The following is a 25085-nucleotide window of genomic DNA, read 5'->3' on the forward strand; positions in this document are numbered from 1 at the left end:
ACGACGCAACATTGACGATTTCCCTTCTAGGGCGCGCAGGCCACGGGCGAGTCGAAGTGTCCGGGTGAGGTCGGGTACGGCGGGCCGCTGTCGTGTTCCGGGATCGCCAGCTCCCGCACGCCCGAGGCGTCGCCCAAGCTTCGGCCCGCGCCGGAGCCCCAGACCACCTTGGCCAGGAAGTCGAGCATCGCCGGGGAGTGCTCGCGGACGATGTTGTGCCCGCCGTTGGCCGGGCCGCAGTGGGTGAAAAGGTTGAAGTTCCCGTTCCAGTCGATCATCTTGTCGCCGGGGTTGGGCCCGTTGGCGGTGCGGTCGCCCTGCAGCACGTCCCGGCCCTCGCCGCCGTACTGCCAGTCGACGCCCTGGTGGTGCTGGTCGTCGGTGGTGGAGGCGTTGTCCTTGTCCGTCATCCGGTGCCACAGGCAGGGGTCCACGACGGTGGTGAGGGTGCCTTCCGGCATGCGGCCCGGGGCGCAGTCGCCCGGGTAGGAACCGCGCGGGTTGTAGTCGAGCAGGTCGGCCCCGGCGCCGCCGAAAACGTGGTCGACGAAGCGGTCATCGGTGCCCCGCGCGGCCGGGTCGAACACGCCGCCGGACCGGCAGTCGGCGGTCGCGGCGTCCAGGACGGGGTCGCAGCCCTTGCCTCCCCAGATCACGTCCGCGCCGTCGTCGCCGAAAACCTCGTCGCCGCCGCTGTCGCCGTTGATCAGGTCGTCACCGGCGCCGCCGTGCATGCTGTCGCGTCCCGGCCCGCCCCGCATGCGGTCGTCGCCGCCCTTCGCGAAGCCGTCGTGCGGCAGGGCCGCGCTCACCCAGGTGTCGCCGTCCGCGTCGTGCAGCAGGTCCGTACGGCGGTCATAGGCCCCGAGCAGGAAGCCGCGGTAGGTCTCCTTGGGCGGGGACTTGAGGGTGACGGTGAAGCCGAGGCGCTGGGCGTCCCCCGCGTCGATCCGCTCGTTCACCACGCCGCCGCGATCGCCCAGCATGGCGTCGTCGCCCTCGCCGCCGTACATCTCGTCGTCGCCGAGCTCACCGAACAGGTCGTCGTTGCCTGCTCCGCCGTACAGGCGGTCGTCGCCGTCCTGACCCCACAGCCCGTCGTCGCCGGCGTCGCCGTAGAGGCGGTCGGCGCCGAAGGCGCCTTCCGGCTCGCAGGTCGCCTGGGCCTGGGTGCAGAACCGGGTGGAGTCGCCGGGCAGCGCCGGGTCGTGCGTACGGCTGCGCGTGGCGTCGGCGGGCGGTTGCCCCGCGCCGTAGCGCTCGGTGTAGACCCGCTCGCCGTTTCCGACCAGGGTGCGGACGAGCGAGCCGTTGTCGCCGAGCAGCACATCGGCCCCTCCGCCGCCCTCGATCGCGTCGCCCTTGTCGTCCGCGCCCGGCTGGGACGAGCCGCCGATCAGATCGTCCTGGCCGGGCGTGGCGTCCTCGCCCTCCAGTTCCGCCTGCCCGCTGGCGACCCCCTTCCAGCCGGGGTCGCCGAGCGGCTCGCTGGTGGTCTGGGCGGACTTGGCCGACAGCGGGAGATCGCCGCGGATCTGGTCGGCGCCGCTGCCGCCCTCGGCGTAGTCATCCTGGGCGCCGCCGGAGATGTAGTCGTCGCCGCCCTGTCCCCACAGCACGTCCACTCCCGAGCCGCCGGAGATACGGTCGTCGCCCGAGCCGCCGCCCAGCAGCGTGACGGCCCGTGGAGTCATCGGCTTGCCGGCCGAGCCCAGGCGGATGGTCGCCCGGGCAGGGCCGCCCGACAGCCTCACCTGACCGTTGTCGCCCAGGACGACGTCGTCGCCGGGTCCGCCGAAGAGCGCGTCGGCGGCGTCGTCCGCCGCGACGTGCGATCCGCCGACCACGTCGTCGTCGCCCTGGTCGCCCTCGACCCAGTCGACGCCCGGGCCGCCTTCGGCGTAGTCGTCGCCCTCCTGGCCGCGCAGCCGGTCGGCACCGCCCTGCCCGAAGATCGCGTCGTTGCCCGCGCCGCCGTCGGCGACGTCCGCGCCGGAGCCGCCCGAGAGCAGCTCCACCCGGTGCGTGTGGAGCTGGCCGGGCCGTACGGCGACCGGGGTGGCCGTGCCGGACGTGCTCAGGACGGCGTTGTCACCGGCGATCACGTCCGGTCCGTCACCACCCAGCAGAGTGTCGCCCGCGTCGGGGTGCGGCCCGGATCCGCCGCCGACGAGTTCGTCCTCACCGGCCTCGCCCGACACCTGGTCGGCCCCGTTGCCGCCTTCCAGGTGGTCGTCGCCGGCGTCTCCGTGCACCTCGTCGTCCCCGATCCCGCCGAAGGCGGTGTCGGCGTCGTCCCCGCCGTGGATCACGTCCGGACCGCCGGCCTCCTCCGGCGTTCCGTCCAGGTCGAAGGAACCGGTGGCGTCGCCGTTGTCACCGACCAGGCGGTCGGCTCCGGCGTCGCCGTACAGGGTGTCGGCGCCGTCGGGCTTTCCGGCGGTACGGCTGCCGCCGACGACCAGGTCGTCGCCGGAGCCACCGAAGAGGGTGTCCTCGCCGGTTTCGCCCACGACCGAGTCGTCGCCCGCTCCGCCGTACAGGGTGTCGTCGCCTGTGCCACCGGTCACCTCGTCGGCTCCGTCGTCGCCGTAGGCGGTGTCGTCACCGGAGCCGCCGCTGACGAAGTCGTCGTCCGCTCCGCCGTACAGGGTGTCGTCGCCCCGTTCGCCGCAGACACGGTCCTGACCGCCGCCGGCCTCGACCCGGTCGTCTCCCCCACCGGCCGAGACGATGTCCTTGCCGGAGCCGCCGATCACCAGGTCGCGGCCGTCGCCGTCCGCGACGGCCTCCTCGCAGGGTTCTTCACGCCTCCGGTCGCCGAAGATGGTGGCGCCGCCGTCGCCGCCCACGAGGTGGTCGTCGCCGTCGCCGCCGACCAGCAGCTTCGCCGAGGGCTGCACACCCGCGGGCAGCGGCAGGTGCCGCACCACCCGGGCCGGGCCGTAGTCGTCACGGCCTTCCGCCTCGCCGACGTCGGACGGCTCGGCGATCACCCAGTCGTCGCCGGGGCCGCCGAAGATCTCGTCCTTGCCGTAGCCGCCCGCGAGGACGTCCTCGCCGCCGCCGCCGAACACGCGCCCGGTCTCGCCGGGAAGGGAGCGTCCGGCGACCAGATCGACGGCCTGGCTGCCGTAGACCTTGTCGTCGCCCGCGCCGGTGTCGACGTAGTTCGGCCCCGAGTCGGCCGGTCCCGGCGCGTCGGGACCGAACTCCTCCTGCGGTCCGGTGTAGATCTCGTCGGCGGCGGAACCGCCGGTGAGGATGTCGGCACCGGGCCCGCCGACCAGCAGGCTCGGCTGGGCGCGGAAGCGGGGCGACGGGTCGGTGGCGGCCAGCGGGCTGTCGGAGGCCACGCCGATGGTGTCGTTCCCGCCGTTGCCCCACAGCCGGTTGCGGCCGAGTCCGGCGGCGATCCGGTCGTCGCCGTCGTCCGGGCCGTCCGCCGGCGCGCCGGGCAGGCCCTCGGCGTTCCAGTCGGCGACCTCGACCGTGCCGACCCTCCGGCTGCCGGGGTTGAGGTGGCCGTCACCGGATACCCAGCCGCCCGCGCCGCCTACGGTCAGGTAGTCGTTCCCGGGGCCGCCGGCCACGATGGCGACCGATGTGCCCTGCTCGTCGTACTGGTCGGCGCTGGTGATCTGGTCGTTGCCCTTACCGCCGTCCACCACGTTGCTTCCTGCGCCGGCCAGGATCAGGTCGTCGCCGTCGCCGCCGAAGGCGACGATCTTCCGATCGAACGGATACGGCGTGCCGGAGTCGTCGGCGTACCCCTGGAAGACGAGCCGGATGCTGCCCTTGGCGGCGCGGCCGTCGGCCAGCACCCGGTCCATGCCCGCCGCACGGTGCTCCTCGCGGACGCCGAGCGCGCTCACCACGAACCCCTCGTCGCCGGGGAGCTGGCTGACCGTCCACTGTTCGGCGGCGTCGCTCGGCTTGGCGCTGCTGCCGCCCCTGGCCCCGCGCATCGCGCCGACGTGCAGCACCAGCGCGCTGCCGCTTTCGGTGGCGAGCTTGGGCGGGGCCTCATCGCACTTCGGCCGGACCGAGAAGTCGAGCAGCGTGGCCTCGACGATCGTCCAGTCGTAACGCTTCTTGAAGATGGAGACCCCGAGCTCCACCCATGCCTTGAGATAGACCCTGAGCTTGCCGTCCATCACGAACAGGCACATCGGGTTACGCAGCAGGACCCCGGCGAACTCGTAGAACCTGAACTTGCCGTCGTTGGTCGGATCGGCCCAGGTCATCGAGATGCCCAGGGAGATTCCTCCGCTCACGCCCCCCTTGATGAGCAACAGGTCCACCGCCGCTCCGGCCTCCAGACGGCCGGACAGGGTGATCGCCGGTAGTGGGCGGCCTCGCTCGTCGGTGGTCTTCAGGTACAGGCTGTCGAGGACCTGGAGATCGACCTGGCCCTGCTCGATCGCCTTGCGGATGCCATACGTGTCGAAGCCCGCCTTGATCCGCGCCTCGACCCCGGCCGTGCCGGAGATGACCACCATGATGGGGGGCGGCGCGTACACCGGGCCGAAGGACTGGCTGTAGGTGAAGCCCAGGCGCAGCGGGCCGGAGTCGAACTCGACGAGCTCGACGTCCTTGCCCATGAGCAGGCTGAAGATCGACCGGCCGGCATTGCCGAGCACGGGGAAGCTGAAGCCCGCCTTCGCCGACTGCTGCATGGGCCCCTGCTCCTGCGCGGCCTTCGCGGCATGGCCCTTGTCACACGTCCTGGCGCCCTGGTCGAGCGCCGCGAACAGGTCCTCCGTCGCGGGAGCCATGTCCGTGATCAGCGAGTCGGCCACGTCCGGCGAGTTCTGCGTGGTGAGCGCCTTGTCGCCGGCCACGGAGAAGCCACCGATGGGGATGTGCAGCTCGCCGCGGCAGTCGGGCAGGGCGGAGACCACCTTGGTGATCTCGACCACCCGCTCGATGAACTGCGTCGTACTGTTTCCGCCCAGCGTGTTGAACTTCTTGGCGATCGTCATCAGGTTCACGTCGCCGCCGCCCGCGGACCGGCTCAGATCCGAGAGCACCGGGATGGGCGCGTAGAGCTGGTCGATCACCGGGCGCACGGGGTCGGTGACCCGCTTGACCTGCGTCACCACCGGACCAAGGACGGTGCGGAAGAAGTCGCCGGCCTCCAGGTTCACGTTCGTGAAGGCGATGGACAGGTCGTCGGGGTCAGGGCCGCCGGCCTTGGTGAGGTCCCAGGCCAGGTGGAAGTCGCCGAACAGCCCCGGGAACATCGGGGAACCGGGCGTCACGGTGAAGCGCCAGTCGATGGCGGCGTTGGCGTGCAGCGAGGTCTCCACCAGGTCCCCGGCGTCGGCGAGCTGCTGGAGCCCGATCCGGCCGACCGGCTTGAGCCCGACGGTGAACGTGCCCGCGAACAAGTCGGGAGACTTCGGTGTGCGGTTCTTCAGGGTGACGTCGAGGATGGCCAGCTTGGCGTTGATCTCCTCCGGTAGCGACACGTTCACGCCGAGGTTGGCCCGCGGCCGGTTGTCGGAAGTGGCGTCGATGTAGAAGCCGCTGGTCCGGTCCAGGCCCACCGTGGCCTTGACCGACCAGCCGGCCTCGGCCCGTACGCCCTTGCCCGAGCCCTGGCGCAACGCGAGGCCGGGGATCCCGATGTCCAGCTGCCGTTCCAGGCCCACGCAGCTTTCGACGCAGCCCTGCTGGGGGTCGACGACGCCCTTGCCGATGTCGATCGTGAATTTGATGCCGGTCAGCTCGGTGCCCTTCGCGGCGTCACAGGCGGTGGGGTCGCTGGGCTCCGGCACCTGCACGCAGGTGATCAGCGGTTGCACACCGGGGCCGACCTTGGGGGCCAGCTCGGCGTTGTACCAGTCGCGCAAGTTCTTGCCGGTGGGCACCCGGCCGCCGTTCGGCAGCTTGGCGACCGCCACCTTGATCTCCTGGCGCTTGGCGCCGACGAAGTCCGCACCCTGCTGCAGGTCGTGGCCGACCAGGGGCAACTTGCCGCCGTAGGAGGCGGTGCGCATGCCGGTCTCCAGCGCGGTCAGGTAACGGTCGATGCCGTCGCCCAGGTTGGTCCAGTCCAGCTCCAGCCCCGCGGGCAGCGTGGAGAAGTCGAAGGCGGGCAGCTCCAGCCGGTCGATGTCGCCGGGCAGCTTCGTGGTCAGATCGAACATCTCGGCCAGCGGAGCGACCCTGGGCAGTCGCAGGATGAGCGCGTGCTTGCCGTCCTCGGTGATCGGGCGGCCGTTGAGGTAGGCGGGCAGCACAGCGCACAACGCCAGGTCGGTCTCGTCGCGCAGGGGGTCGCGGTCGCAGGTGACCGACTCGCTCGTCTCGTTGAGCGACACGCCGAGCCCGGCGAAGAAGTCGGCCGGAGGTACGGCCTCCTGCGACTCGCCGTCCTCGCCGTCGTAGCGGAGGCTCACGCCGTACGCGAGCCTGGCCTGCATCGGGTCGTCGCCGGCCTTACCGACGGAGACGGGCAGCGGGCCGATGTTCGCCTTGATGGTGCCGTCGAGCCGCGCGCTCGTCTCCAGGTCGAGGCTGGAGTCGGTCTCGACGAGCAGGTCGCGGGCGAGATCGAAGTCGCGCTTGAGGGCCATGCGCAGGCCCAGCCGTACCTGGCCGTTGACGGCGGCGTCGAGGGTGCCCGAGCCGGAGGCGGCGACCAGGCTGCGCTCTCCGAAGGAGAAGCGCAACGGCTCCTTCAACGCCGCCTTCTTGTCGTACGCCAGCGAGAGCCGCAGCCCGCCGTCCTCGTAGGCGACGCGGACCTGACCGCCCAGCGACCTGTTCAGCTCGGCCACCAGCGCCTGCACGGTGTCCGGTGGGGCCGCGGTCAGCCGGTCGATCGCGTCCCTGAGCGGCGAGCGGAGCGCGTAGGCGGCGCCCGGCTCGGGAAGGGCCTGGCCGAACTTCGCGGTGAACGCCATTGTGTGCTCGCCGCACACGGCCCTGACGACCATCAGGCGGGTGCCGATGATCACGCCGCGGCCGAGGTACGACGGGGTGAACGTGCGCGAGGGGTCGGTGACGAAACCGTTCTCGCTCCCGCAGGCGCCGTCGCCGTAAACGACACCGGGGCCCGAGCCCATCTCCTCGGCGGCGACCAGGTCGGAGACCGAGCGGCCGAGGAGCGGCAGCTTCGTGGTCATCGCCTCGCCGACCGGCCCGCTGCCCTTGACCTGGTCCAGGTACGTGGCCAGCGCGCCGAGCGATTTGAGCAGCGTGCCGAACAGCGCCCGCGGGTTGTCGGGGTCGAAGGCGAAGCCCTTGACCTTGCCGATCTGGTCGAAGCCGCGGAAGACCAGCGTGCCCGGCTTTCCGATGTCCGGCATCTCCACGTCGCCGGTGACCCTGCCGCCGAAGAAGTCCGCGATCCCGGGCACGCCCACGTTCACCCTGGCCCGGGCGGTGGCATCCACCTGAGAGGTGAGGATCTGGGCGGGATCGCTGGCCAGACGCTCGAACAGCCGCGTCAGCGGTACGTCCCCGACGTCCTTGAGCGTGACCTTCACCATGTCGCCGTAGCCTGTGCTGGTCATGGAGAGGTCTCCGGTGAGCTGCACGCCCAGGTAGCCGACGACGGCGTTGAGGTTGATCGGGCTCGTGATCGACAGACTCGCGCCGAACAGGTCGCCACCGGTACGCAGCATGATCCGGTCAGCGGCCCGGGGCAGCTCGGCGACCACGGTCGAGCTGCCATCCGGATTGGTGTGCCGGTAGGGGCACGCCTTCTGCTGGCCGTCCGGCCGGGTGGCGCACGCCTGCCCGGTAGCGGGGTCGCTGAGGTCGAGCACGACCGTGGCGGTGGCGTGGTAGCCGCGCATGACCCCGGCGACCGAGGTGGCCGCGTTCGCCTGGTCGAGGCCCGCGCGGGCCTTGAAGGTGTCGCCGAAGGACACCTGGCCGATCATCGGGTCGGCGGCGGCGATCCGGTACGGCGCCCCGGCCGCCGGCACTCCTGCGCGCCACCCGTCTTCGGCGAGGGTGACGGTGTCGGCGGTGTTGTCCACCACCATGCCGGTCGACGCGCCCGCGGTGACCATACGGCCGGCGAACTCGCCCGGCGTCCACTTCTGGCCGCTGTGCCTGAGCGTCTCGGCCGTGTAGGTGACACCGGTGCCCGCACCGCTGCTGACCTGTCCGGCCGGGTTGAGCGGCTCGGGGATGGGGTTGACCGAGCGGTCGACGACGAGCGTGAAGGCGATCTTCTTGGTGGCGTCATCGTAACCCGCGCCGACGACCTTGATGATCGCGCCACCGGGCAGGGCGCGCGCCCTGCCGAGCGCGGCGAACAGGTCCTGGATCGAGGTGAAGGTGGGCTGGCCGGTGTTCCGGTCGACGCTGTCGGCGACGAACTTGTCGATGGCTTCTGAGATGTGCACCGCGTCGGCCAGGGAACCCCGCATGAACGGTAGGTCCAGGTTGCCCTGGTCTGCCCAGCGGGCCCGCTGTACGGCGGTGATCGCACCGGACAGATGCGCCAGTCCGTCGAGCAGGTCTTTCGGCGTGAGTGTCTGGAAGCGACCGAGCCGGTCCAGGTCGGGCTGGCTAACGCTCACCTGCGGCCCGCCCGTCGCGAGGTCCGGCCAGGTCACGTCGATGGTCGCGGTGGCGCCCTCAACTTGGGCGCCGGCGAACGGCTGGGCCTTGACCTCCAGCCTGGCGTTGGCCGAGCCCTTCCGGGAGAAGGTGAACAGTCCGGCCGCCGCGCCCTCCGCTCCCAGCTCGCGCAGGTCCAGCCTGCCGTCGCCGTCCGGGTCGGAGGCGGCGGAGGTGATCGTGGAGGTGAAGGAGAGTGACGACCCGGCTGACAGGTCGACGCCGAGGATGCCGAAGGCGGCCGAGGGCTTGGCTCCCGCCACCAGCCGTCCGTCCGCCTGCACCGTCAGCACGGCGTCCTTGCCCAGCCACGCGGACCCGGTGGCGGGGTCGTAGGCGAAGGGGAGCTTCGCGACAAGCTTGAGCGTGACGTCCACTCCCCCGGAGGTCGCCAGCGAGACCCTGGGCTGGGTGCTGCTGACGGAGAGCGGCCTGTTGGCGACCGTACGGGTGACCTCCAGCGTCAGGTCCAGGCGCCTGACCGCGCCCACGGTGCTCGCCTTCGCCAGCAGCCGACCGGTACGCGGGCCCGGGAGCGGATACTCGTCCTGAAGGTCGGACAGGCTGGCGAGACCCTTGATCTTGTCGTACACCGCCACGTCGAACAGGTCGCCCATGCCCAGGCCGTCCGCACCGCCGGGCACCAGGCCGACGAGAGGCAGCTGCTCCCCCATCGGACCAAGCGTGGCCATGCCCTTGCTGACGGCGGCGAAGCGCTCGACCGCGGTAAGGAGCGCGGCGGTCTCCGCATCCCGTTGCGTGGCCGCCACGGCGACCCGCGGTGGGGCTGTGACCAGACCTGCCAGCATCCCCAGCACGCACATGACGCTGACCAATCGTTGCCTCACCACGAGACCCCCCGAGACCGAAAGACGGCATACGAGGGACATGTCTAGCGATGGGGCCTAAAGAAGAACTTGTGGAGCCTTACGAGAACCGACTCGTCCGCTAGGTCCCGACTTAAGCCCCTGCTTGCATCTTCGCCCAAGGCATACGCGACAACGCGGGGCCAAAGGGACGAAAGATGACAGGCAAGGAAATTAGCACATTGTGGCAGACTCCTGGGACGAGAGACACGCAACCCGCTCACATAGTCGTGGCCCCAGTGTTGTCTGCTGAGACCGGCGCTGTTGCCCCAAACGGCCGGACAGGGCGTGCCCGCGCTGGTAGATCGTGGTCTGAGCCCGCAGTTTTCACCCGTCGTCGACAGGTCGGAAGGTGTCAGAGAGGCTATGCCATATGCGCGCAGTGATCTTCGTGAGCGGACTCCCGGGGGGAACACGGGCACTCGACCGGCACCCCGCAGGTCAGGGTTCTCCCAGGTCAGCAGCTATGGCGCGCAGAGACTTCCAAGCTGACAATTCGCTCGCGAGTCGCGGTGTCGCTGCGCGATCATTGGGCGATGAGAGCTCGGGTGAGCGACTTCCGTTGGGTTGATCTTGAGGCTGGGCGGAGCGTCGAAGACAGGAGCCATGCGTGCGAAGTCCTGGAGATGTATGTCGGCCCTCAGGGCGAACCAGGTGAGGAACGGTTCCAACTCATCGTCTGCACTCCGTCGGCCCTCGCGGAAAAGCTTCAGCATCATCCCTTTCTCATCGGCCGGCACTGGCTTTTCGTTCCCGAACTCCACCCCGACAAGGTGACCGAGTGGCTGAGTGATCGGATCGCCGTACTGGAGGCTCCGACATGGGGTGAGCTCGTTGAGAAGGTCGGGCGTATCGGAGAGTGGGAGTTCGAGGACTACAGCGACTGATCCTCGTAGTGCAACGAATACCGCACAGGGGCACGCGACGGCGCTTCCGCACCCGTTCAGCACTGGTCAGAACCGGCTTCCGAGCCCTGGAGCACGGCCAGGATGGTCCCGATAGGGAAGCGATCAAGCCGTCAAAGGGAGCCTTGGCTGTACAGCCACGGGGACCTACGACGGCGGTACTCGGCGAAGGTCCACGAATACTGCATTTCCAGGTTGAAGGGCACGACCTTGATCGAATCGTCTCCTTTCAATCCCTAGGTTCAGGGTTCGAGTCCCTGGCGGCCCGCTACTAATGACCAGGGCAGACTCCCAGACCCATGATCCGAAAGCCTGCCCGGGGTTGCAGTTCGGGGTTGCGGTCGCCGGCATCAGCCGTCCCGCAGCGCCCGACCATCCGAGCCGCCGCATCGGTCGCCCACCGGGAACCGGGTTGCGTGTCGTGCTGCCGCTGATGGTCTGCGGTATATCGGGAAGGCGCCAGGCGTGGGCAGAGATCAGGACAGGGTGTCCTTGACCTTGATCTGGCCGTCGTCGATCACGAACGTCTGGTTGGTGTTGGGCACGCACTGCCACAGGTACACCTGGGTGCCGTTGGCGCGACCATTGGTGACGTCCAGGCATATGCGGTTACCTGAGTTGAGGGTGGACTTGAGGATGATCAGACCTCTCTGGATGACCCAGAGCTGGTTAGCGTTCCCCACGCACTGCCACTGGTACACCCGGGTGCCGTTGGCGCGACCGTTGGAGGCGTCCAGACACATCACCTGGCTCTTGCCGATGGTGTCTTCCACCTTGATGAGGCCGTCCTCGAAGACGAACTTCTGGTTGGTGTTGTCGCTCTGGCACTGCCACAGGTACATCAAGGTGCCGTTGCCACGGCTGTTGCTGACGTCGATGCACGCCGGGGGCCCGGTGAGGGCGGCGCGCCTCACAGGCTGGTGAGCAGAGGCCCCGGCGGGGAGGGGGACTACCGCGCCCACCGCGGCGGAGATGACAGCGACGGCAAGCAGACGGCGAGCAAGCATGGTTGCCTCCCAGGAAGTTGATCAGAACGAAAGCACCATGCCATGACTTGCAGCAATTGATCAATTACACTGCGTATATAACTTCCGCGCGTCGAAGTGTGCCACCAGCCACGGCTCCTACGGGCAAGCCCGTCTATGGCCGCCGGCGTCCGGTGATCAAGGAACGGCGACCGGTTGACGTACACACGAAGACGGGCTTGACCCGTCACCCGCCCGCTGCCGCTTCGCGGTGGTCGAGGCAGACGCTCGGTTACGTCGGTGATTCGATTCAGTTCGAGAACGAGCGGCAGTGCCCGAAACGATCACCTACGATGTGGCGCTATGCGACGTAATCTGCTCGTTGGCCTATTTGTCGGTACGGGGACCTTGCTCATACTCATTGGCGTAGCGATGGCCATGGTTTACGAACCGCCTGTCTGGTACTCCGATGAAGGAGCCTTCTACCCCATGCACTATGCGTTGGCCGACATGAGTAGACCCGCTTTGCTAGTTATCTCAGGCATCGGCATGATGCTCGGCGGGATCGCAATCGCGATCACCAACCGGAGTGGCGCCTCTGGTAGGGATTACTCCGATCCCCGGAAGTGACCTCATTCCGATGAACCCGGTTGCAGTTCAGGGTGGTCCAAGGCCGTTCCAGTTCAGAGCAGTTCGTCGTACGGACGGCCGCCATCCGTGGAAGCCTGATCTTCAGGGCTGCCATAGTCGTTGGGCGGGATGTGGAGAGGTGATGCAAAAAGCGTGAAACTCCTGCTTGGTCTGTAGCGGCTCAGGCAGGATGGCCGCGACACTCCACCCGTGCCGATGTCTCAACTGAAGTCCGCCCGCTGGTCCGTGTGGACCACTCTCATGGCGATCTGTGGATGGATCTTCCTGGTCGTCTCCACCTACCTGCAGATCCCGCTCTACAGGCAGATGTGGTTGTTCAACTGGCTGGTCATCGCGTTCGGCTGGGCATGGGCCTGCCTCTGGACCTTCACTGCGATCATCTCGTATCTGTCGGTCCAGGCGTACGGGCGAGCAGCCACCGCGCTGATCATCGCAGTAGCGCTTGGGGCGGTCATCTGGAGAGTCGATTGGCGAACCACGTTCATCGAAAGCACGCTGCGCCTTCACCGAGGAAGCTTCGCCGAGCTCGCCGCCGCCTATCGGGATGGGAGGCCTCTCGACCCGCCCTGGTGGATGAAATACCTGTCGGTCGACGGAGAAGTCGAGCCGCAGGAGGACGGCCTCTATCTGCCGATCTGCGTGGATGAGTGGAGATCGGAGACCGGGTCGGGTCTCGCTTACCTTCCGAGCCGGCCCACCAGAGACCTTGTCGCATCCTGCCGCGCCTGATGTTTCATTGGAAGCTATATGTGGTTTGACCGGGTCTGCTGACATAGTTGCCCCGTGCTTCGTGTGCTTCTCGCCATTGCCTCGTTGACGGTTCTCCTGCTGGGCACCTCGGCCTCAGACGCAAAGCGGTTCCCGGAGATCCTCGCCGCCCCGGACGGACCCTGGCCCGAAGGCGGAAGTTTCGCCGTGCACTTGTGTAGCAAGGGTGACGCCTGGGACGCCTGCGGAGACAAGGACGTGACTCCGGCACAGAGGCAGGGGATCGAGCGGACACTACGGCAGATGCCGAGGATCACGGGTGTCCACTACCAGAGCAAATCCGAGGCGCTGGCCCTGCTGAAGGCCTCATTCAGGTCGGCGAGCGTGCTGAGGGAAAGCGACATGTCGGAGAGTTTCAGCGGCAGGCTGCTCCGGTGGAGCGACGCCCCCGCATTCGATTCGGTCGTCAAAGCACTTCCGGGAATCTCCGTAACCTACGTCTGGCCTGCCCCCTTCTGGGAGGACAAGGCTGATGTGGATATCACCCTCTGCGACGCCGTTGGAGAACGGGAGCCCTGCGAGGGACGAGGCCAGATCACGGCCGATGAGAAGGCGGCGATCGAGGCATTTTTGAGGAGGACGAAGGGCGTCAAGCTCATCTACTTCTCGGATCGAGCGCATGGTCTGCGGGTGATCAAGCAATTCAATGCCTTGTGGTCGCAAGTGATAGAGCGCCATCCTGAAGAAAAGAAGGACGATACCGAGCCCGGCCCGTTGGAGAACTACTTCGAGAGCTACCACGTCAAGCTTGACGATCCGAAACTCGCCCCATCGTTCGTGGACGCGGTGAAGCATCTGCCCGGAGTGGCGCGAGTGGAATGAGGGACTAGCTGGGATTGAGGCACAGGCCGGTCTTTGCGACGACCATTCAAGGCACGATCCCGAAGCTCTAGGGAGCCTTGCCCTCTGCTCGAACCAGATCGGGCAACGGGCAACCCTGGCTTCTCGGTGTGAGGTCGCGCAGGATCGGCGCTGAGATTGTCGGACCGCTTCGGTAGGCTGCCGGCATGGCGGAATTCGTACTGGTCGCAGGCGCGTGGCTCGGATCGTGGGCGTGGGAAGAGGTGGTGGCGGAGCTGCGTGCGGCCGGCCACGGCACCCACCCGTTGACGCTGTCCGGCCTCGCGGACAAGCAGGGCGTGCAGGCAGGGCAGCAGACCCACGTTCAGGACATAGTCGACGAGGTCGAACATCACGACCTGCGCGACGTCATCCTGGTCGGGCACAGTTACTCGGGCATTCCGGTCGGTCAGGCGGCCGAGCGCATCGGTGATCGGCTGGCCCGCGTGGTCTTCGTCGACTCCAACGTTCCGGCCGACGGCGAGTCCTTTGTGTCCGCGTGGCCGGACGGCCGGGCGATGGTGGAGGCCTCGATCGCCGAACACGGGGGCTTCTGGGCGCCGCTGACCGCGACCGACTACGACGGGCAGGGTCTCACCAGCGAGCAGATCGCACGGATCGTGGGCGCCTCGACGCCGCACCCGGGCGCCACGCTGACCGAACCGGCCGTGCTGGCACGGCCGCTCGGCGAGCTTCCGGCGACGTACATCAAATGCCTGCTCAACGGTGACGAGCCGACCGACTACGTGGCCAAGCTGTTGACCAGTGAGCACTGGCGGCTGGTCGAGATGGACACCGGTCACTGGCCGATGTTCTCCCAGCCGCGCGAGCTGGCACAGATCCTGCTTGAAGCGGCCCCGACCGGCCGAGGTCGAAAATGAGCCGGCCGAGGTCAGAGATGAAGGGGACGCCGCGGACCTTGTCGCCGAGAGCGTGAGCACCCGCCCCCCACTGTTGTTGCTCGTGGCGTGCCGTGACTCGCGCGCCACTCGCCGAAAGCGAGCTCGCCGAGCACCTGAGCCGGAATTTCATCCAGGATGTGCCCCCAGAGGAATTCAACGTGATCGCCCCGACACTGGCCGATCGAAGCCGCTCGTCGACGAACTCCTGATCTGGTGGCCCGAGAGTCAGGACGGCGCCGGGGGGAAGCCGGGAGGGCCAGGGCCGTCGAGGCTGTCAGGGAGGCGACCGGAGGCCTCGCAACCTCGGAGGAGGCGCTCCTCAAGCTGCGTCTCGTCCGCCATGCGGGCCGCGAGCCCCTCCAGCGTGGCCGCGCATCGCACGTTGCAGAGCCCGCGCTGGAGAAGGTCGCGGGAGATGCCGTGACGCCGCACGGCGTACCAGCCGCCGCCGACCGCATCGGAGACCAGCCAGTGCCGGCCGTACTTCACCCTGAGCTCCGCGAGTGTCACCGGCATGATCTGTCACCCACGGGAACACCGGACGAGAACACTGGACGGGAACACCGGAGGCCGTCGGCGGAAGACGCCTTTCCAAGCGGCGAGAGCCAGGCAGCGGCTCGGGGGGACGCCCATGCACCAAGGCTAGGGAACGTGTCGTGATCAATCAATTACAGAGTGTAGCTAAAGTGGCGGGTTGGCCAGGACTGGCCAACCGGTGACCGGCCGGGACCGGCGACGGAAGCGAGGTGTACGTCACCCCCGATGTGGTGAGCCGGATGCCGCTCGATCACGCTGTATGTATGAACGCGAACGAGCTGACGGCGACGCGGAGGTCCCTCCACGCGGTCGCAGAGTTGATCATGGCAGGGCCGCAGTACCGGCGGAGCGGGACCATTCGCCTCCGGGTCACGCCCGGAGGCTTCGCGACGGTCACCGATCCCCACCTGCGCGTCGAGGGTCACGAGCTTGTGGTGGGAAGCGAGCGCCTGCCGCTGGACGGCAGATCCATCGACGATCTGGGCGGCGAGACCGGTTCGGGCGCCGGTGCCCCGGAGAAGCTGTACAGCGATGGTTCGGGGGCCTCGTTGAACGACATCCTGACCGTGGACGCCGCCGCCGCACAGCAGTTGGAGGAGAGCCTGGCCCTCGGCGACCAGGCCTTGCACGCGCTGGCTCTTGAGGCCACGCCGGTCCTGTGGCCGGAGCATTTCGACCTGGGCATAACGCTCGACAAGGTCAACTACGGCGTCTCGCTGGGTGACGGCTACCTCGATGTGCCCTATGCCTACGTCGGCCCCTGGGAGCCCAGGAGCGGTGACTTCTGGAACGCGCCGTTCGGCGCTGCTTACCCTCTCAGCGAACTTCCCGACCTTCCGGCCTTCTTCGCCGAAGGCCGGGCACGCACGGCGTCGCCCGAGGCCTGACGACGACCCCCCAGGCGTCAGACCTCGGGCGCGGGACCACAATTGGGTGATGAGCCAATGGCACGAGACTCGTGAGCGGCTGCGCGAGTACGCCCTCGGCCTTCCCGGGGCCTATGAGGAGTTCCCGTGGGGCGAGAGCGTCGTCAAGGTCAACAAGAAGATCTTCGTCTTCCTGGGACCGGACGAGGAGACCGAGAAGTGGCAGCCCAAGTTCTCGGTGAAACTGCGCGAGTCGAACGGGCACGCGCTCAACGTCCCCGGCGCGGCTCCGACCGGGCATGGCCTCGGCAGGGCCGGATGGGTCACGGTCCCGTTCTCCGACGATGCGCCGGACGCCGATCTGCTCTGTGAGTGGGTGGAGGAGAGCTACCGCATCGTGGCCCCCAAACGGCTCGTCACCGAACTCGACACCCAGCGGCCCTAGCGATGGGCAACGCGAGCGGGGCCCCCGCCTCCGGCCCGACAGATTACGAGCCTGCCACGGACGCTTCGCCACCCCCCGCCACCACAAACGCCTCACCGCTCCCCGCCCCCACGGACGCCTCGCCACTCCCCGTCGCCACGGAGGTCTTGCGGCTCCCCGTCGCCACGGAGGTCTTGCTGCTCACCGGAGGGCTCGGCTCCGGGAAGACGACGGTGGCCATCGCTGTGGGCGAGCTTCTCGGGGACGCTCCCCATGCGGTCATCGACCTCGACTGGCTCTGCTGGTGTACGGGCGCGGGGGTACACGAGATGCTCACCGCCAACCTGCGGGCGGTGACCGCCAACTACGCGGCTTCCGGCGTGAGGCGGCTTGTCCTGGCGCGGGCGCTGCTCGAACCCGCACATCTCGCGGCCGTACGGCTGGCGGTTCCGGGCGCCGCGCTCACGGTCGTCCGCCTGACCGTGTCCGAGCGGACCGCAAGGGACCGTCTACGCGCCCGCGACAGGGGAGTCACTCTCGACGGTCACCTCGCCGAGGTGGCGGAGTTCGAGCGATCGGTGGAACGTACGGCCGCGGAGGACACGGTCGTCCACAACGACGGCCGCCCTGTGGACGAGGTGGCCCGCGAAGTACTCGCCGCATGGACCGGCAAGCACTGAGGCGGAACGCGGACAGGAGGGGACGCGGACAGGAGCGGGACGGGGGCTGAGGCGGGACGAGGGGCAGGGTCAGTAGTCGACGGCCGCGTCCGTGAGCCAGTCGGCGAGGTAGCGGGCGAAGGACGCACGCACCAGCACCCAGAACTCGTCGTCCTCGCGGGCGACCAGGACGACCTGCGCGCGCGCCAGCATGGTCTGGGCGCAACGGCCTGGGCCGAACACCGAGGGATGCAGGTCGAGGGAACATCCGTGCGCCAGCAGGTCTCGCGCACCCGGCCCTGCCACCAGGAGGGTCGTCCGCAGTGCCGAGACGTCGGTTACGGCCACGTCCTCCGAGCGGGGGATGTCGAGATCACCGATCACCAGCCACTCGTCGGGGCCGAGCCACAGCACGTCGGCCACACCCGAACGCAGCCACGTCCCCGGCTCGACCGGCAACCGCAGCCCGAAGGAGGGCGGAATCCGGGCAGGGTCGACCCGCACGTTCGTCTGCCTCAGAAACGGGACCTCCCGCACACGGAGCCGAGCGTCCGACACACCCGCGAAGCGCCCCAACGGACTCACCGGCATCACGGTCCCCCCAGACCCGGCCGACGGGCTCACCCCCTGAACGGTCTCCCCAGGTCCGGAAGGCGAAACGTCTCGCCCAACCATCCCCCCAGACCCAGAGGACCCAGACTGCGGACTCACCCTCTCAACCGTCTCCTCAGACGCAGCTGACGGGCCCACTCGCTCAATCATCCTCGGGTCGGCGCGTGGGGTCGCCCGTTCGTACTTGGACACCGGGCTCGGACGATCAACGGTTACCTCCGGGGATCCGGCTTGCGGGCTCGCATGCTCTTCGATCGTCGTTCGGGGGTATGGAGCCTGGTCAGGTTGAGTCTGGGGTCCGGGGGGCGGGGACGCTGGGTCAGCCATCGCGGCGGGCTCCCTCGGGGTCGTAGAGGACGTGATGGGTGACCGTCACCGGGATCAGCCGGTCGCCGACCGGCGCATAAAGGCGTTCGCCGATGCGGTCCCTGCCGCCGCTCACGAGGGCGAGCGCGAAGGTACGGCCCAGCGCCGCGCTGCGGTAGCTGGAGGTCACGTGGCCGAGCATGGGCACAGGCGCCGCCGGAAGCCGGACGAAGGCGACGAACCGCCTGCCCTCAGGGACTCCCGCCCCGGGATCGAGAAGCTGGGCCCCCTCAGAAACGACCCTGGGATCCAGAAGCTGGGTCCCCTCAGGGGCGACCCCGGGATCCACGAGTGGGGTGCCCTCAGGGACGATCACCCTGGGATCCAGAAGCTTGGTGCCTTCAGGGACGAGAACCGCGGGATCCACGAGTTGGGTGCCTTCGGGGACGAGCGCGTTGGGGTCCTCGGGGAGCAGTCCGACCAGGTGCCGGCGGTCGGGGCGGGCATTGCCGGACCGGGCGTAGGACCGTTTGCCGATGAAGTCCGGCTTCTTCTTGGACACGATCCAGTCCATGCCGAGGTCCGCGGGCGTCACCGTGCCGTCGGTGTCCTGGCCGATGATGGGATACCCCTTCTCGGCCCGCAGGACGTGCATGGTCTCGGTGCCGTACGGAGTCACCGCGCCGGTCGCGTGGATCGCCTCCCAGAGCGCCTGCCCGTACCACCAGCTCACGTTGATCTCGTAGGCCAGTTCGCCGGAGAAGCTGATCCGGCAGACGCGTGCCTCGATGCCCGCCACCTCGGTGTCCCGCCAGGTCATGAACGGGAAGCTCTCCGTGTCCACCACCAGGTCCGGGGCCAGCCCGGCCAGCACGTCACGCGAGCCTGGCCCGGCCAGCGCGACGGTCGCCCACTGCTCGGTGACGGAGGTGCAGTGGACCCGCAGATCGGGCCACTCGGTCTGCAGCCATTCCTCCATCCATTCGAGCACGGCCGCCGCGTTGCCCGTGGTGGTGGTCACCAGGAAACGGTCGAGGGCGAGGCGGATGACGGTGCCGTCGTCGAAGACCATGCCGTCGGGCCTGCACATCACGCCGTACCGGATCGCGCCCACCTTCAGCGTGCTCATCATGTTCGTGTAGAGCCGGTCGAGCAGTTCGGCCGAGCCGGGACCCTGGACGTCGATCTTCCCAAGGGTGGACGCGTCCATGGCCCCCGTGGCCTGCCGTACGGCCCGGCACTCGCGCAGCACCGCGGCCGTCATGTCCTCGCCGGGCCGGGGGTAGTACCACGGCCGTTTCCACTGTCCGACATTCTCGAAGAGGGCGCCGTGGGACACATGCCAGTCGTGCATCGCGGTGACCCGTACGGGGTCGTGCAGGGGGCCCCGGTCGCGTCCCGCGAGGGTCGCGAAGGAGACGGGGACGTACGGTGCGCGGAACGTGGTCGTGCCCAGTTCCGCGACGCCTACCCCGAGTATCCCGGCGATGACCGCGCTGGTCAGCGTGCCGGAGGTCTTGCCTTGGTCGTGTGCCGTGCCGGCGGTCGTGTACCGCTTGACGTGCTCGGCCGAGCGTAGCCCCACCTCGGTGGCCCGCTGGAGGTCGGCCACGGTGACGTCCCGTTGCAGGTCGACGAAGTGCGAAGAGTAGTCCTCGGCGGGAACCAGCCACAGCTGCTCCGCCCGTACGTCCGGAAGCGGGTGCGACGGCGGCGAGGAGCCAGATTCCCCCGAAAGCGGGTGCGAGGGCAGCGCGAAGCCGGAACCGGCCGCCTCGCCGTCGGTGAGGCATCCGGCGAGCGTGAACACCCCCCGCGCCGAACCGGCCACCTCCACAGCCTGCGCGTACGGGCCGGCCGGGACGAACGCCGCCAGCGCCTCGTCGTAGCGGAGTTCGCCGCCGGACTGGCTGAACAGGTGGACGACCGGGTTCCAGCCGCCGGACACGAGCAGCAGGTCGGCTTCGACCTCATGCCCCCCGATCACGACCGCCCGCACCCCCTCGTCGTCCGCGCCGCCGATGACGCCGGTGACGAGGCGGCCCTCCCGGGCGTCGGCGATCTCCGCGATCTCCACACCCGCGTCCGCGAGGTCGCGGGCCGCGTCGTACGCGCTGTCGCCCGTGGTGAAGACCACCGCCCGGCGCCCCGGCAGCACGCCGTACCGGTTCACGTACGCCCGCGCGGCAGAGGCCAGCATGACGCCCGGCAGGTCGTTGCCGCTGAAGGCGATCGGCCGCTCGTGCGCCCCCGTCGCCAGGACGACCCTGCGGGCGCGGATCCGCCAGACCCGTTCCCGCGTCACCGCGTCCTCGCCCCGGCGCTCCACGGCGACCAGATAGTTGTGGTCGTAGTATCCGATCACGCTCGTACGGGAAAGGACGCGCACGTCAGGCAGGGTCACGAGCTCGGCGGCCACGTCGAGGGCCCATTCGGAGCCTGGCCTGCCGTCCACCGTCTCCCCGGTGTCCGGCAGGCTGCCTCCGGGCTGGAAGCGGTCGTCGGCGAGGATCACCCGGGCCCCGGTACGGGCGGCGGCCAGCGCCGCCGTCAGCCCGGCGGGGCCCGCTCCCACCACCAGGACGTCGCAGTGCGCGTGCGTGGCGTCGTAGCGCGCAGGGTCGGGCTCCGGGGACAGCCTTCCCCGTCCGGCCAGGCCGGTGGCGGCCAGGCCCTCGTAGAGCGGGATCGTGGTGGCCTGCACCATGGGCTCGGAGAAGGGCCGCTCGATCTGGACCACGGCGTTCGGTTCCTCGGTCCACGCGCCGAAGATCCCGCGCGGGCGGCCGAGCGTGACGCTGGTCCCGATCTTCCTTACCCCGTTGGCGAGCAGGGCGGCGGCCAGCGTGTCGCCCCGGTATCCCTCGTACGGCCTGCCGTCGAAGGTGAACCGCAGCACCTCGCCCTCGTGACCGGCCCGGCGGCGGGTCATCGCGAACCCCCGATGCCCTGGTGACCGGCCCGGCGGCGGGTCATCACGAACCCCCGATGCCCTCGTGACCGGCCCGGCGGGGGCGTCATCGCGGACCCCCGATCTCGTTGGTCGCGGTGTCCCTGGTGAGGGTGAACCAGCGGCGGCAGCAGGCCGCGTGGTTCCACCGTTCGTCGAACAGGCCCTTGGGGTTGTCGCGGAAGAACAGGTAGCGCGCCCATTCCTCGTCGGTGAGGGCGCCCGGGTCCCGGGGGTAGGCGACGTGCGCCTGCCCGCCGTACCGGAACTCGGCCTCGTCGCGCGGCCCGCACCACGGACAGGGGATCAACAGCATCGGCCGGACTCCTTCAGTGGGCCACGGCGGCGGCGCCGTGCTCGTCGACGAGCGCGCCCGTGGTGAATCGTTCGAGGGTGAAGGGCGCGTTGAGCGGGTGCGGCTCGTCGTTGGCGATCGTGTGCGCGTAGCACCAGCCGACGCCGGGCGTGGCCTTGAAACCGCCCGTGCCCCAGCCGCAGTTGACGTACAGGCCGTCGACCGGGGTGAGCCCGACGATCGGCGAGGCGTCCGGCGTGACGTCGACCACCCCGCCCCAGGTACGCAGGACGTGCGCGCGGGCGAAGATCGGGAACAGCTCCAGCGCCGCCGCCATCTGCCGCTCGATGATGTGGAAGGCCCCTCTCTGGCGGTAGGAGTTGTAGGTGTCGATGCCCGCTCCCATGACCAGCTCGCCCTTGTGCGCCTGGCTGACGTAGACGTGTACCGCGTTCGACATGACGACGGTCGGGTGGACGGGTTCGAGCAGCTCGGAGACCAGCGCCTGGAGCGGGTGGCTCTGCACCGGCAGCCGCAGACCGGCCATCCCCGCCACGACCGACGAGTGGCCGGCGGCCGACATCGCCACACGGCCGGCCGCGATGCGTCCGCGTGTGGTGTCGACGGCTCGTACGCGGCCGTCCACGACCTCGATTCCGGTGACCTCGCAGTGCTCGATGAAGTGGACGCCCATCGCGGAGGCGGCCCTGGCGTACCCCCAGGCGACGTAGTCGTGCTTGGCGATCCCGGCCCGGGGCTGGTAGGTCGCGCCGAGCACCGGGTACCGCGTGTCCTGCCTGATGTCGACGATCGGGCAGGCCTCCTTGACCCGCGCCGGATCGAGCCATTCGGCGTCGATACCGTTCAGCCGGTTGGCGTTCACGCGGCGCACGCCGTCACGCACGTCCTGAAGGCTGTGGGCGAGGTTCAGCACACCGCGCTGACTGAACAGGACGTCGTAGCCGAGGTCCTCCTCCAGCCCTTCCCAGAGCTTCAGCGCGTGCTCGTAGATGCCCGCGCTCTCGTCCCACAGGTAGTTCGACCGGATGATGGTCGTGTTGCGCGCCATGTTGCCGCCGGCCAGCCAGCCCTTCTCCAGCACGGCCACGTTGGTGATCCCGTGGTTCTTCGCCAGGTAGTAGGCGGTGGCGATGCCGTGCCCGCCGCCCCCGACGATCACGACGTCGTACGAGCTCCCGGGCTCGGGGCTATCCCAGAGCCGGTCGCGGTCGCCCATGACCCTCTCCTCCCCTGTCATGCGCGCAGCCGTTTCATGGCCGGGTCGAACAGCGGCTCCTCGGCCACGACGGCGGCGACGCGCTCGCCGAAGTAGCCGATGTGGACCACCTGTCCAGGCGTCGACAGCCCTGCCGGCAGCCAGGCGTAGGCGATGCCCTTGCCGATCGTGTAACCGTACGCGGCACTGGTGACGTATCCGACGCAGGCGTCGCCGTCGTAGACGGGCTCCTTGCCCATCACCACGCTCGCGGGGTCGTCGATCGTGAGACAGGTCAGGCGGCGGTTCACCGACGCCCGGCGCTCCTCCAGCGCGGCCCTGCCGATGAAGTCGCCCTTGCCGGTCTTCACGGCGAAACCCAGCCCCGCCTCGTACGGGTCGTGCTCGTAGGTCATGTCGGTGCCGAAGGAGCGGTAGCCCTTCTCCAGACGCAGGCTGTTGAACGCGCCGCGCCCTCCCGCGACGACGCCGTGCGCCTGCCCGGCCTCCCACAGCGTGTCCCACAGCTTGAGGCCCAGGTCGGCGGTCGTGTAGAGCTCCCAGCCCAGCTCGCCGATGTACGACAGGCGCAGGGCCGTCACCGGCACAGAGCCGATGTACGCCCGCTTGGCGCGGAAGTAGCGGAACCCCTCGGCGGAGAAGTCGTCCTCGGTGAGCGGGGCGACCAGGTCACGGGCGCGCGGGCCCCAGACGCCGACGCAGCACGTGCCGGGCGTGATGTCCCTGATGGACACGTCAGGGGGCCGGTGCCGGTTCAGCCAGTCGAGGTCCAGGTTGCCGTTGGCCCCGACCTGGAACAGCTCGCGGCCCAGCCGGGCGATGGTGACGTCGCTGCGGATGCCGCCGTCCTCGTCCAGCAGCAGGCAGTACGTCACCGAACCGATGGACTTGCCCGCGTCGCCGGTGGAGACGCGGGAGAGGAACGCCGCCGCGCCCGGCCCGCTGACCTCCAGCCGCTTCAGCGCGGTCATGTCGTACAGGGCGACGCCCTCGCGCGACGCCTGCGCCTCCGCGCCGACGATGGGCGACCAGTAACGCGCCGCCCAGTCGCCGGGCACGGGGATGTCGCGGCCCTCGGCCAGCCCGGCGTTGGCTTCGTACCACTGGGGGCGCTCCCATCCGGAGGCCTCCAGGGGGAACGCGCCGAGCTCCCGCTGGCGCGGGTGGAAGGGGCTCACGCGCAGCGGGCGGAGGTTCTCCGGCGGCTGGAGCGGGTGGATGATGTCGTAGACCTCGACGAAGTTCTGGCAGTCGCGCGTCAGGACGTACTCCGGGGCGAGCTGGTGCGGCTCGAAACGGTTCACGTCGCACTCGTGCAGGTCGAACGACGAGCAGTGCCCGTCGACCAGCCACTCGGCCGTCGCCCTGGCCACGCCCGCCGAGTGGGTCACCCACACGGCCTCGGCCACCCAGAACCCCTTGACCTCCGGCGACTGCCCGATCAGGGGCATGTTGTCGGTGGTGAAGGAGAAGAGCCCGTTGATGCCCTCCTCGACCTTGGCGTCCTCGGTCGCGGGCAGCAGCGACCGGGTCTCGTTCCACGCGTCGGTGAAGTCGCCGGGGGTGAACGGGGTCACCGACGGCATCACCTCGGCTTCCTCCACCGAGACGATCGCCTCGGGCCTCACCGGCATGGGGCGGTGGCCGTAGTAGCCCACGGCCAGCCGGTCGTGCCGCTCCCTGTAGTACAGGTCGGCGTCCTGGTGCCGCAGGATCGGGCGCGTCGCCTCCTCGGTCTGCCCGCTCAGCGCGGGGACCGGGCCGGTCCAGGCGAGCTGGTGGGCGAGCGGGGTCAGCGGGAGCGCCATGCCGACCATGCCGGCGACCTTCGGCCCCCAGATGCCCGCGCAGCAGACGACGACGTCGGCGGGGATCTCGCCCTTGTCGGTGACCACGGCGGTGACCTGGTCGTCCTCGACGCGGATGTCCAGCACCTCGTGCCGGTCCAGGACGCGCACGCCCCGGTCACGCGCGAGCCGGAGCTGCGCCTCGACGGCACGTACGGCCTTGGCGATGCCGTCGGTGGGGACGTACAGGCCGCCGAGGACGCGGCCGGGGTCGAGGAGCGAATGGCGCTCCACGCATTCCTCGGTGGTGAGGAGGTGCGCCTCGACGCCCCACGCCGTCGCCCAGCCATGCCGCCTGCGCAGCTCGGCGAACCGCTCGGGCGTCGTGGCCACCTCAAGGCCGCCGACCCGCAGGAAGCATCCGAGCCGCATGAGCTTCTCGACGGTGTAGCGCGCCATCTCGGTCATGGTCTTGGACGGGTTCGTCTGGAAGACCAGGCCCGGCGCGTGCGTGGACGAACCGCCGGGCGTGGGGAGCTCGCCCTGGTCCACCACGGTGATGTCGTCCCAGCCTTTGGCCGAGAGCTCCTCGGCGAGCGCCGCGCCCACCACACCCGCTCCGATGACGACGACCCGGGGGCCCGCCATAGCCACCTCCGTTGCGCATGATGAACCGTGGTGCGCTTGCCGCAACAAGCGTGACCCGCCACGAAAGGGGTGTCAAGACCGGGACGCGAACGCCGCGCCCACCGGGGACGGTACGGGCGCGGCGTCAACGAAACGGCACAGAACGGACAGCGCAGACCGGACAGCGCAGACCGGCGCGACGGGAGAGGGTCAGACATCCCTGGAGCTGGGCTGTCAAGCGGCAAAATCGTTCTGTCGGTGTGACCAGGCGGTTGCTTGGTCGTAGGGGGTGTGTGTTTTGA

Annotated in this window: 15 protein-coding genes; 7 read left to right on the forward strand and 8 right to left on the reverse strand. The window is 69.3% G+C overall.

Features of this window, described 5'->3' with window-relative positions; genetic code table 11:
- Nucleotides 1–26: 26 nt before the first annotated feature.
- Nucleotides 27–9434, reverse strand: coding sequence for a hypothetical protein (locus ACGFIV_RS33690; RefSeq protein WP_392839055.1), 9408 nt, complete (start codon nt 9432–9434; stop codon nt 27–29).
- Between the two features lie 566 nt (nt 9435–10000).
- On the opposite strand from ACGFIV_RS33690, the gene ACGFIV_RS33695 reads away from it, so the two are divergent.
- Entirely contained in the window at nt 10001–10339 is a 339-nt protein-coding gene (locus ACGFIV_RS33695) for an Imm8 family immunity protein (protein ID WP_358552892.1), read from the forward strand.
- A 494-nt stretch (nt 10340–10833) separates the two neighbouring features.
- Here ACGFIV_RS33695 and ACGFIV_RS33700 read toward each other — a convergent pair whose 3' ends face one another.
- Nucleotides 10834–11364, reverse strand: a complete 531-nt coding sequence (locus tag ACGFIV_RS33700; protein ID WP_358552890.1) for an RICIN domain-containing protein — start codon at nt 11362–11364, stop codon at nt 10834–10836.
- A gap of 798 nt (nt 11365–12162) precedes the next feature.
- On the opposite strand from ACGFIV_RS33700, the gene ACGFIV_RS33705 reads away from it, so the two are divergent.
- From ACGFIV_RS33705 to ACGFIV_RS33715, 3 genes are all read left to right on the forward strand, one after another.
- The gene (locus tag ACGFIV_RS33705) at nt 12163–12702 is read left to right on the forward strand and encodes a hypothetical protein (RefSeq protein ID WP_358552886.1); all 540 of its coding nucleotides are present in this window, start codon (nt 12163–12165) and stop codon (nt 12700–12702) included.
- 54 nt (nt 12703–12756) lie between these two features.
- Entirely contained in the window at nt 12757–13563 is an 807-nt protein-coding gene (locus ACGFIV_RS33710; RefSeq protein ID WP_392839058.1) for a permease-like cell division protein FtsX, read from the forward strand.
- 185 nt (nt 13564–13748) lie between these two features.
- Nucleotides 13749–14462, forward strand: a complete 714-nt coding sequence (locus ACGFIV_RS33715) for an alpha/beta fold hydrolase (protein ID WP_358552882.1) — start codon at nt 13749–13751, stop codon at nt 14460–14462.
- A gap of 246 nt (nt 14463–14708) precedes the next feature.
- Here the strand turns inward: ACGFIV_RS33715 and ACGFIV_RS33720 are convergent, their stop codons facing one another.
- Nucleotides 14709–14999 carry a hypothetical protein gene (locus tag ACGFIV_RS33720; RefSeq protein ID WP_358552880.1) on the reverse strand — a complete coding sequence of 97 codons (291 nt, stop codon included), beginning with the start codon at nt 14997–14999 and terminating at the stop codon, nt 14709–14711.
- Nucleotides 15000–15283: 284 nt separating this feature from the next.
- On the opposite strand from ACGFIV_RS33720, the gene ACGFIV_RS33725 reads away from it, so the two are divergent.
- The 3 genes from ACGFIV_RS33725 to ACGFIV_RS33735 all read left to right on the forward strand — a co-directional run bounded on the left by ACGFIV_RS33725 (nt 15284) and on the right by ACGFIV_RS33735 (nt 16990).
- Nucleotides 15284–15907 (forward strand): hypothetical protein, encoded by a 624-nt coding sequence (locus tag ACGFIV_RS33725; RefSeq protein ID WP_358552878.1) that lies wholly within the window; start codon nt 15284–15286, stop codon nt 15905–15907.
- A 49-nt stretch (nt 15908–15956) separates the two neighbouring features.
- Nucleotides 15957–16331: an MmcQ/YjbR family DNA-binding protein gene (locus ACGFIV_RS33730; RefSeq protein ID WP_392839061.1), complete on the forward strand. Its 375-nt coding sequence runs from the start codon at nt 15957–15959 to the stop codon at nt 16329–16331.
- A gap of 146 nt (nt 16332–16477) precedes the next feature.
- Entirely contained in the window at nt 16478–16990 is a 513-nt protein-coding gene (locus tag ACGFIV_RS33735) for a hypothetical protein (RefSeq protein WP_392839063.1), read from the forward strand.
- 69 nt (nt 16991–17059) lie between these two features.
- Here the strand turns inward: ACGFIV_RS33735 and ACGFIV_RS33740 are convergent, their stop codons facing one another.
- The 5 genes from ACGFIV_RS33740 to ACGFIV_RS33760 form a co-directional block, all read right to left on the reverse strand.
- A complete protein-coding gene (locus ACGFIV_RS33740) occupies nt 17060–17473 on the reverse strand; it encodes a sarcosine oxidase subunit gamma (RefSeq protein ID WP_392839065.1) in 414 nt (137 codons plus the stop codon).
- 427 nt (nt 17474–17900) lie between these two features.
- Nucleotides 17901–20819 (reverse strand): 2Fe-2S iron-sulfur cluster-binding protein, encoded by a 2919-nt coding sequence (locus tag ACGFIV_RS33745; protein ID WP_392839067.1) that lies wholly within the window; start codon nt 20817–20819, stop codon nt 17901–17903.
- Nucleotides 20820–20904: 85 nt separating this feature from the next.
- Nucleotides 20905–21153: a sarcosine oxidase subunit delta gene (locus tag ACGFIV_RS33750; RefSeq protein ID WP_392839069.1), complete on the reverse strand. Its 249-nt coding sequence runs from the start codon at nt 21151–21153 to the stop codon at nt 20905–20907.
- Between the two features lie 13 nt (nt 21154–21166).
- Nucleotides 21167–22369: a sarcosine oxidase subunit beta family protein gene (locus tag ACGFIV_RS33755; protein ID WP_392839071.1), complete on the reverse strand. Its 1203-nt coding sequence runs from the start codon at nt 22367–22369 to the stop codon at nt 21167–21169.
- Nucleotides 22370–22386: 17 nt separating this feature from the next.
- A complete protein-coding gene (locus ACGFIV_RS33760; protein WP_392839073.1) occupies nt 22387–24804 on the reverse strand; it encodes an FAD-dependent oxidoreductase in 2418 nt (805 codons plus the stop codon).
- Between the last annotated feature and the right edge of the window lie 281 nt (nt 24805–25085).

It is taken from the genome of Sphaerisporangium sp. NPDC049003 (genome assembly GCF_043197795.1).
Lineage (GTDB): Bacteria > Actinomycetota > Actinomycetes > Streptosporangiales > Streptosporangiaceae > Sphaerisporangium.

What these genes read in the sequence shown, in the direction of transcription:
- ACGFIV_RS33700 (WP_358552890.1), bottom strand. Translation starts at nt 11,364, where the DNA reads ATGCTTGCTCGCCGTCTGCTTGCCGTCGCTGTCATCTCCGCCGCGGTG.
- ACGFIV_RS33715 (WP_358552882.1), top strand. Translation starts at nt 13,749, where the DNA reads ATGGCGGAATTCGTACTGGTCGCAGGCGCGTGGCTCGGATCGTGGGCG.
- ACGFIV_RS33745 (WP_392839067.1), bottom strand. Translation starts at nt 20,819, where the DNA reads ATGACCCGCCGCCGGGCCGGTCACGAGGGCGAGGTGCTGCGGTTCACC.
- ACGFIV_RS33760 (WP_392839073.1), bottom strand. Translation starts at nt 24,804, where the DNA reads ATGGCGGGCCCCCGGGTCGTCGTCATCGGAGCGGGTGTGGTGGGCGCG.
- ACGFIV_RS33720 (WP_358552880.1), bottom strand. Translation starts at nt 14,999, where the DNA reads ATGCCGGTGACACTCGCGGAGCTCAGGGTGAAGTACGGCCGGCACTGG.
- ACGFIV_RS33730 (WP_392839061.1), top strand. Translation starts at nt 15,957, where the DNA reads ATGAGCCAATGGCACGAGACTCGTGAGCGGCTGCGCGAGTACGCCCTC.
- ACGFIV_RS33755 (WP_392839071.1), bottom strand. Translation starts at nt 22,369, where the DNA reads ATGGGCGACCGCGACCGGCTCTGGGATAGCCCCGAGCCCGGGAGCTCG.
- ACGFIV_RS33750 (WP_392839069.1), bottom strand. Translation starts at nt 21,153, where the DNA reads ATGCTGTTGATCCCCTGTCCGTGGTGCGGGCCGCGCGACGAGGCCGAG.
- ACGFIV_RS33725 (WP_358552878.1), top strand. Translation starts at nt 15,284, where the DNA reads ATGAACGCGAACGAGCTGACGGCGACGCGGAGGTCCCTCCACGCGGTC.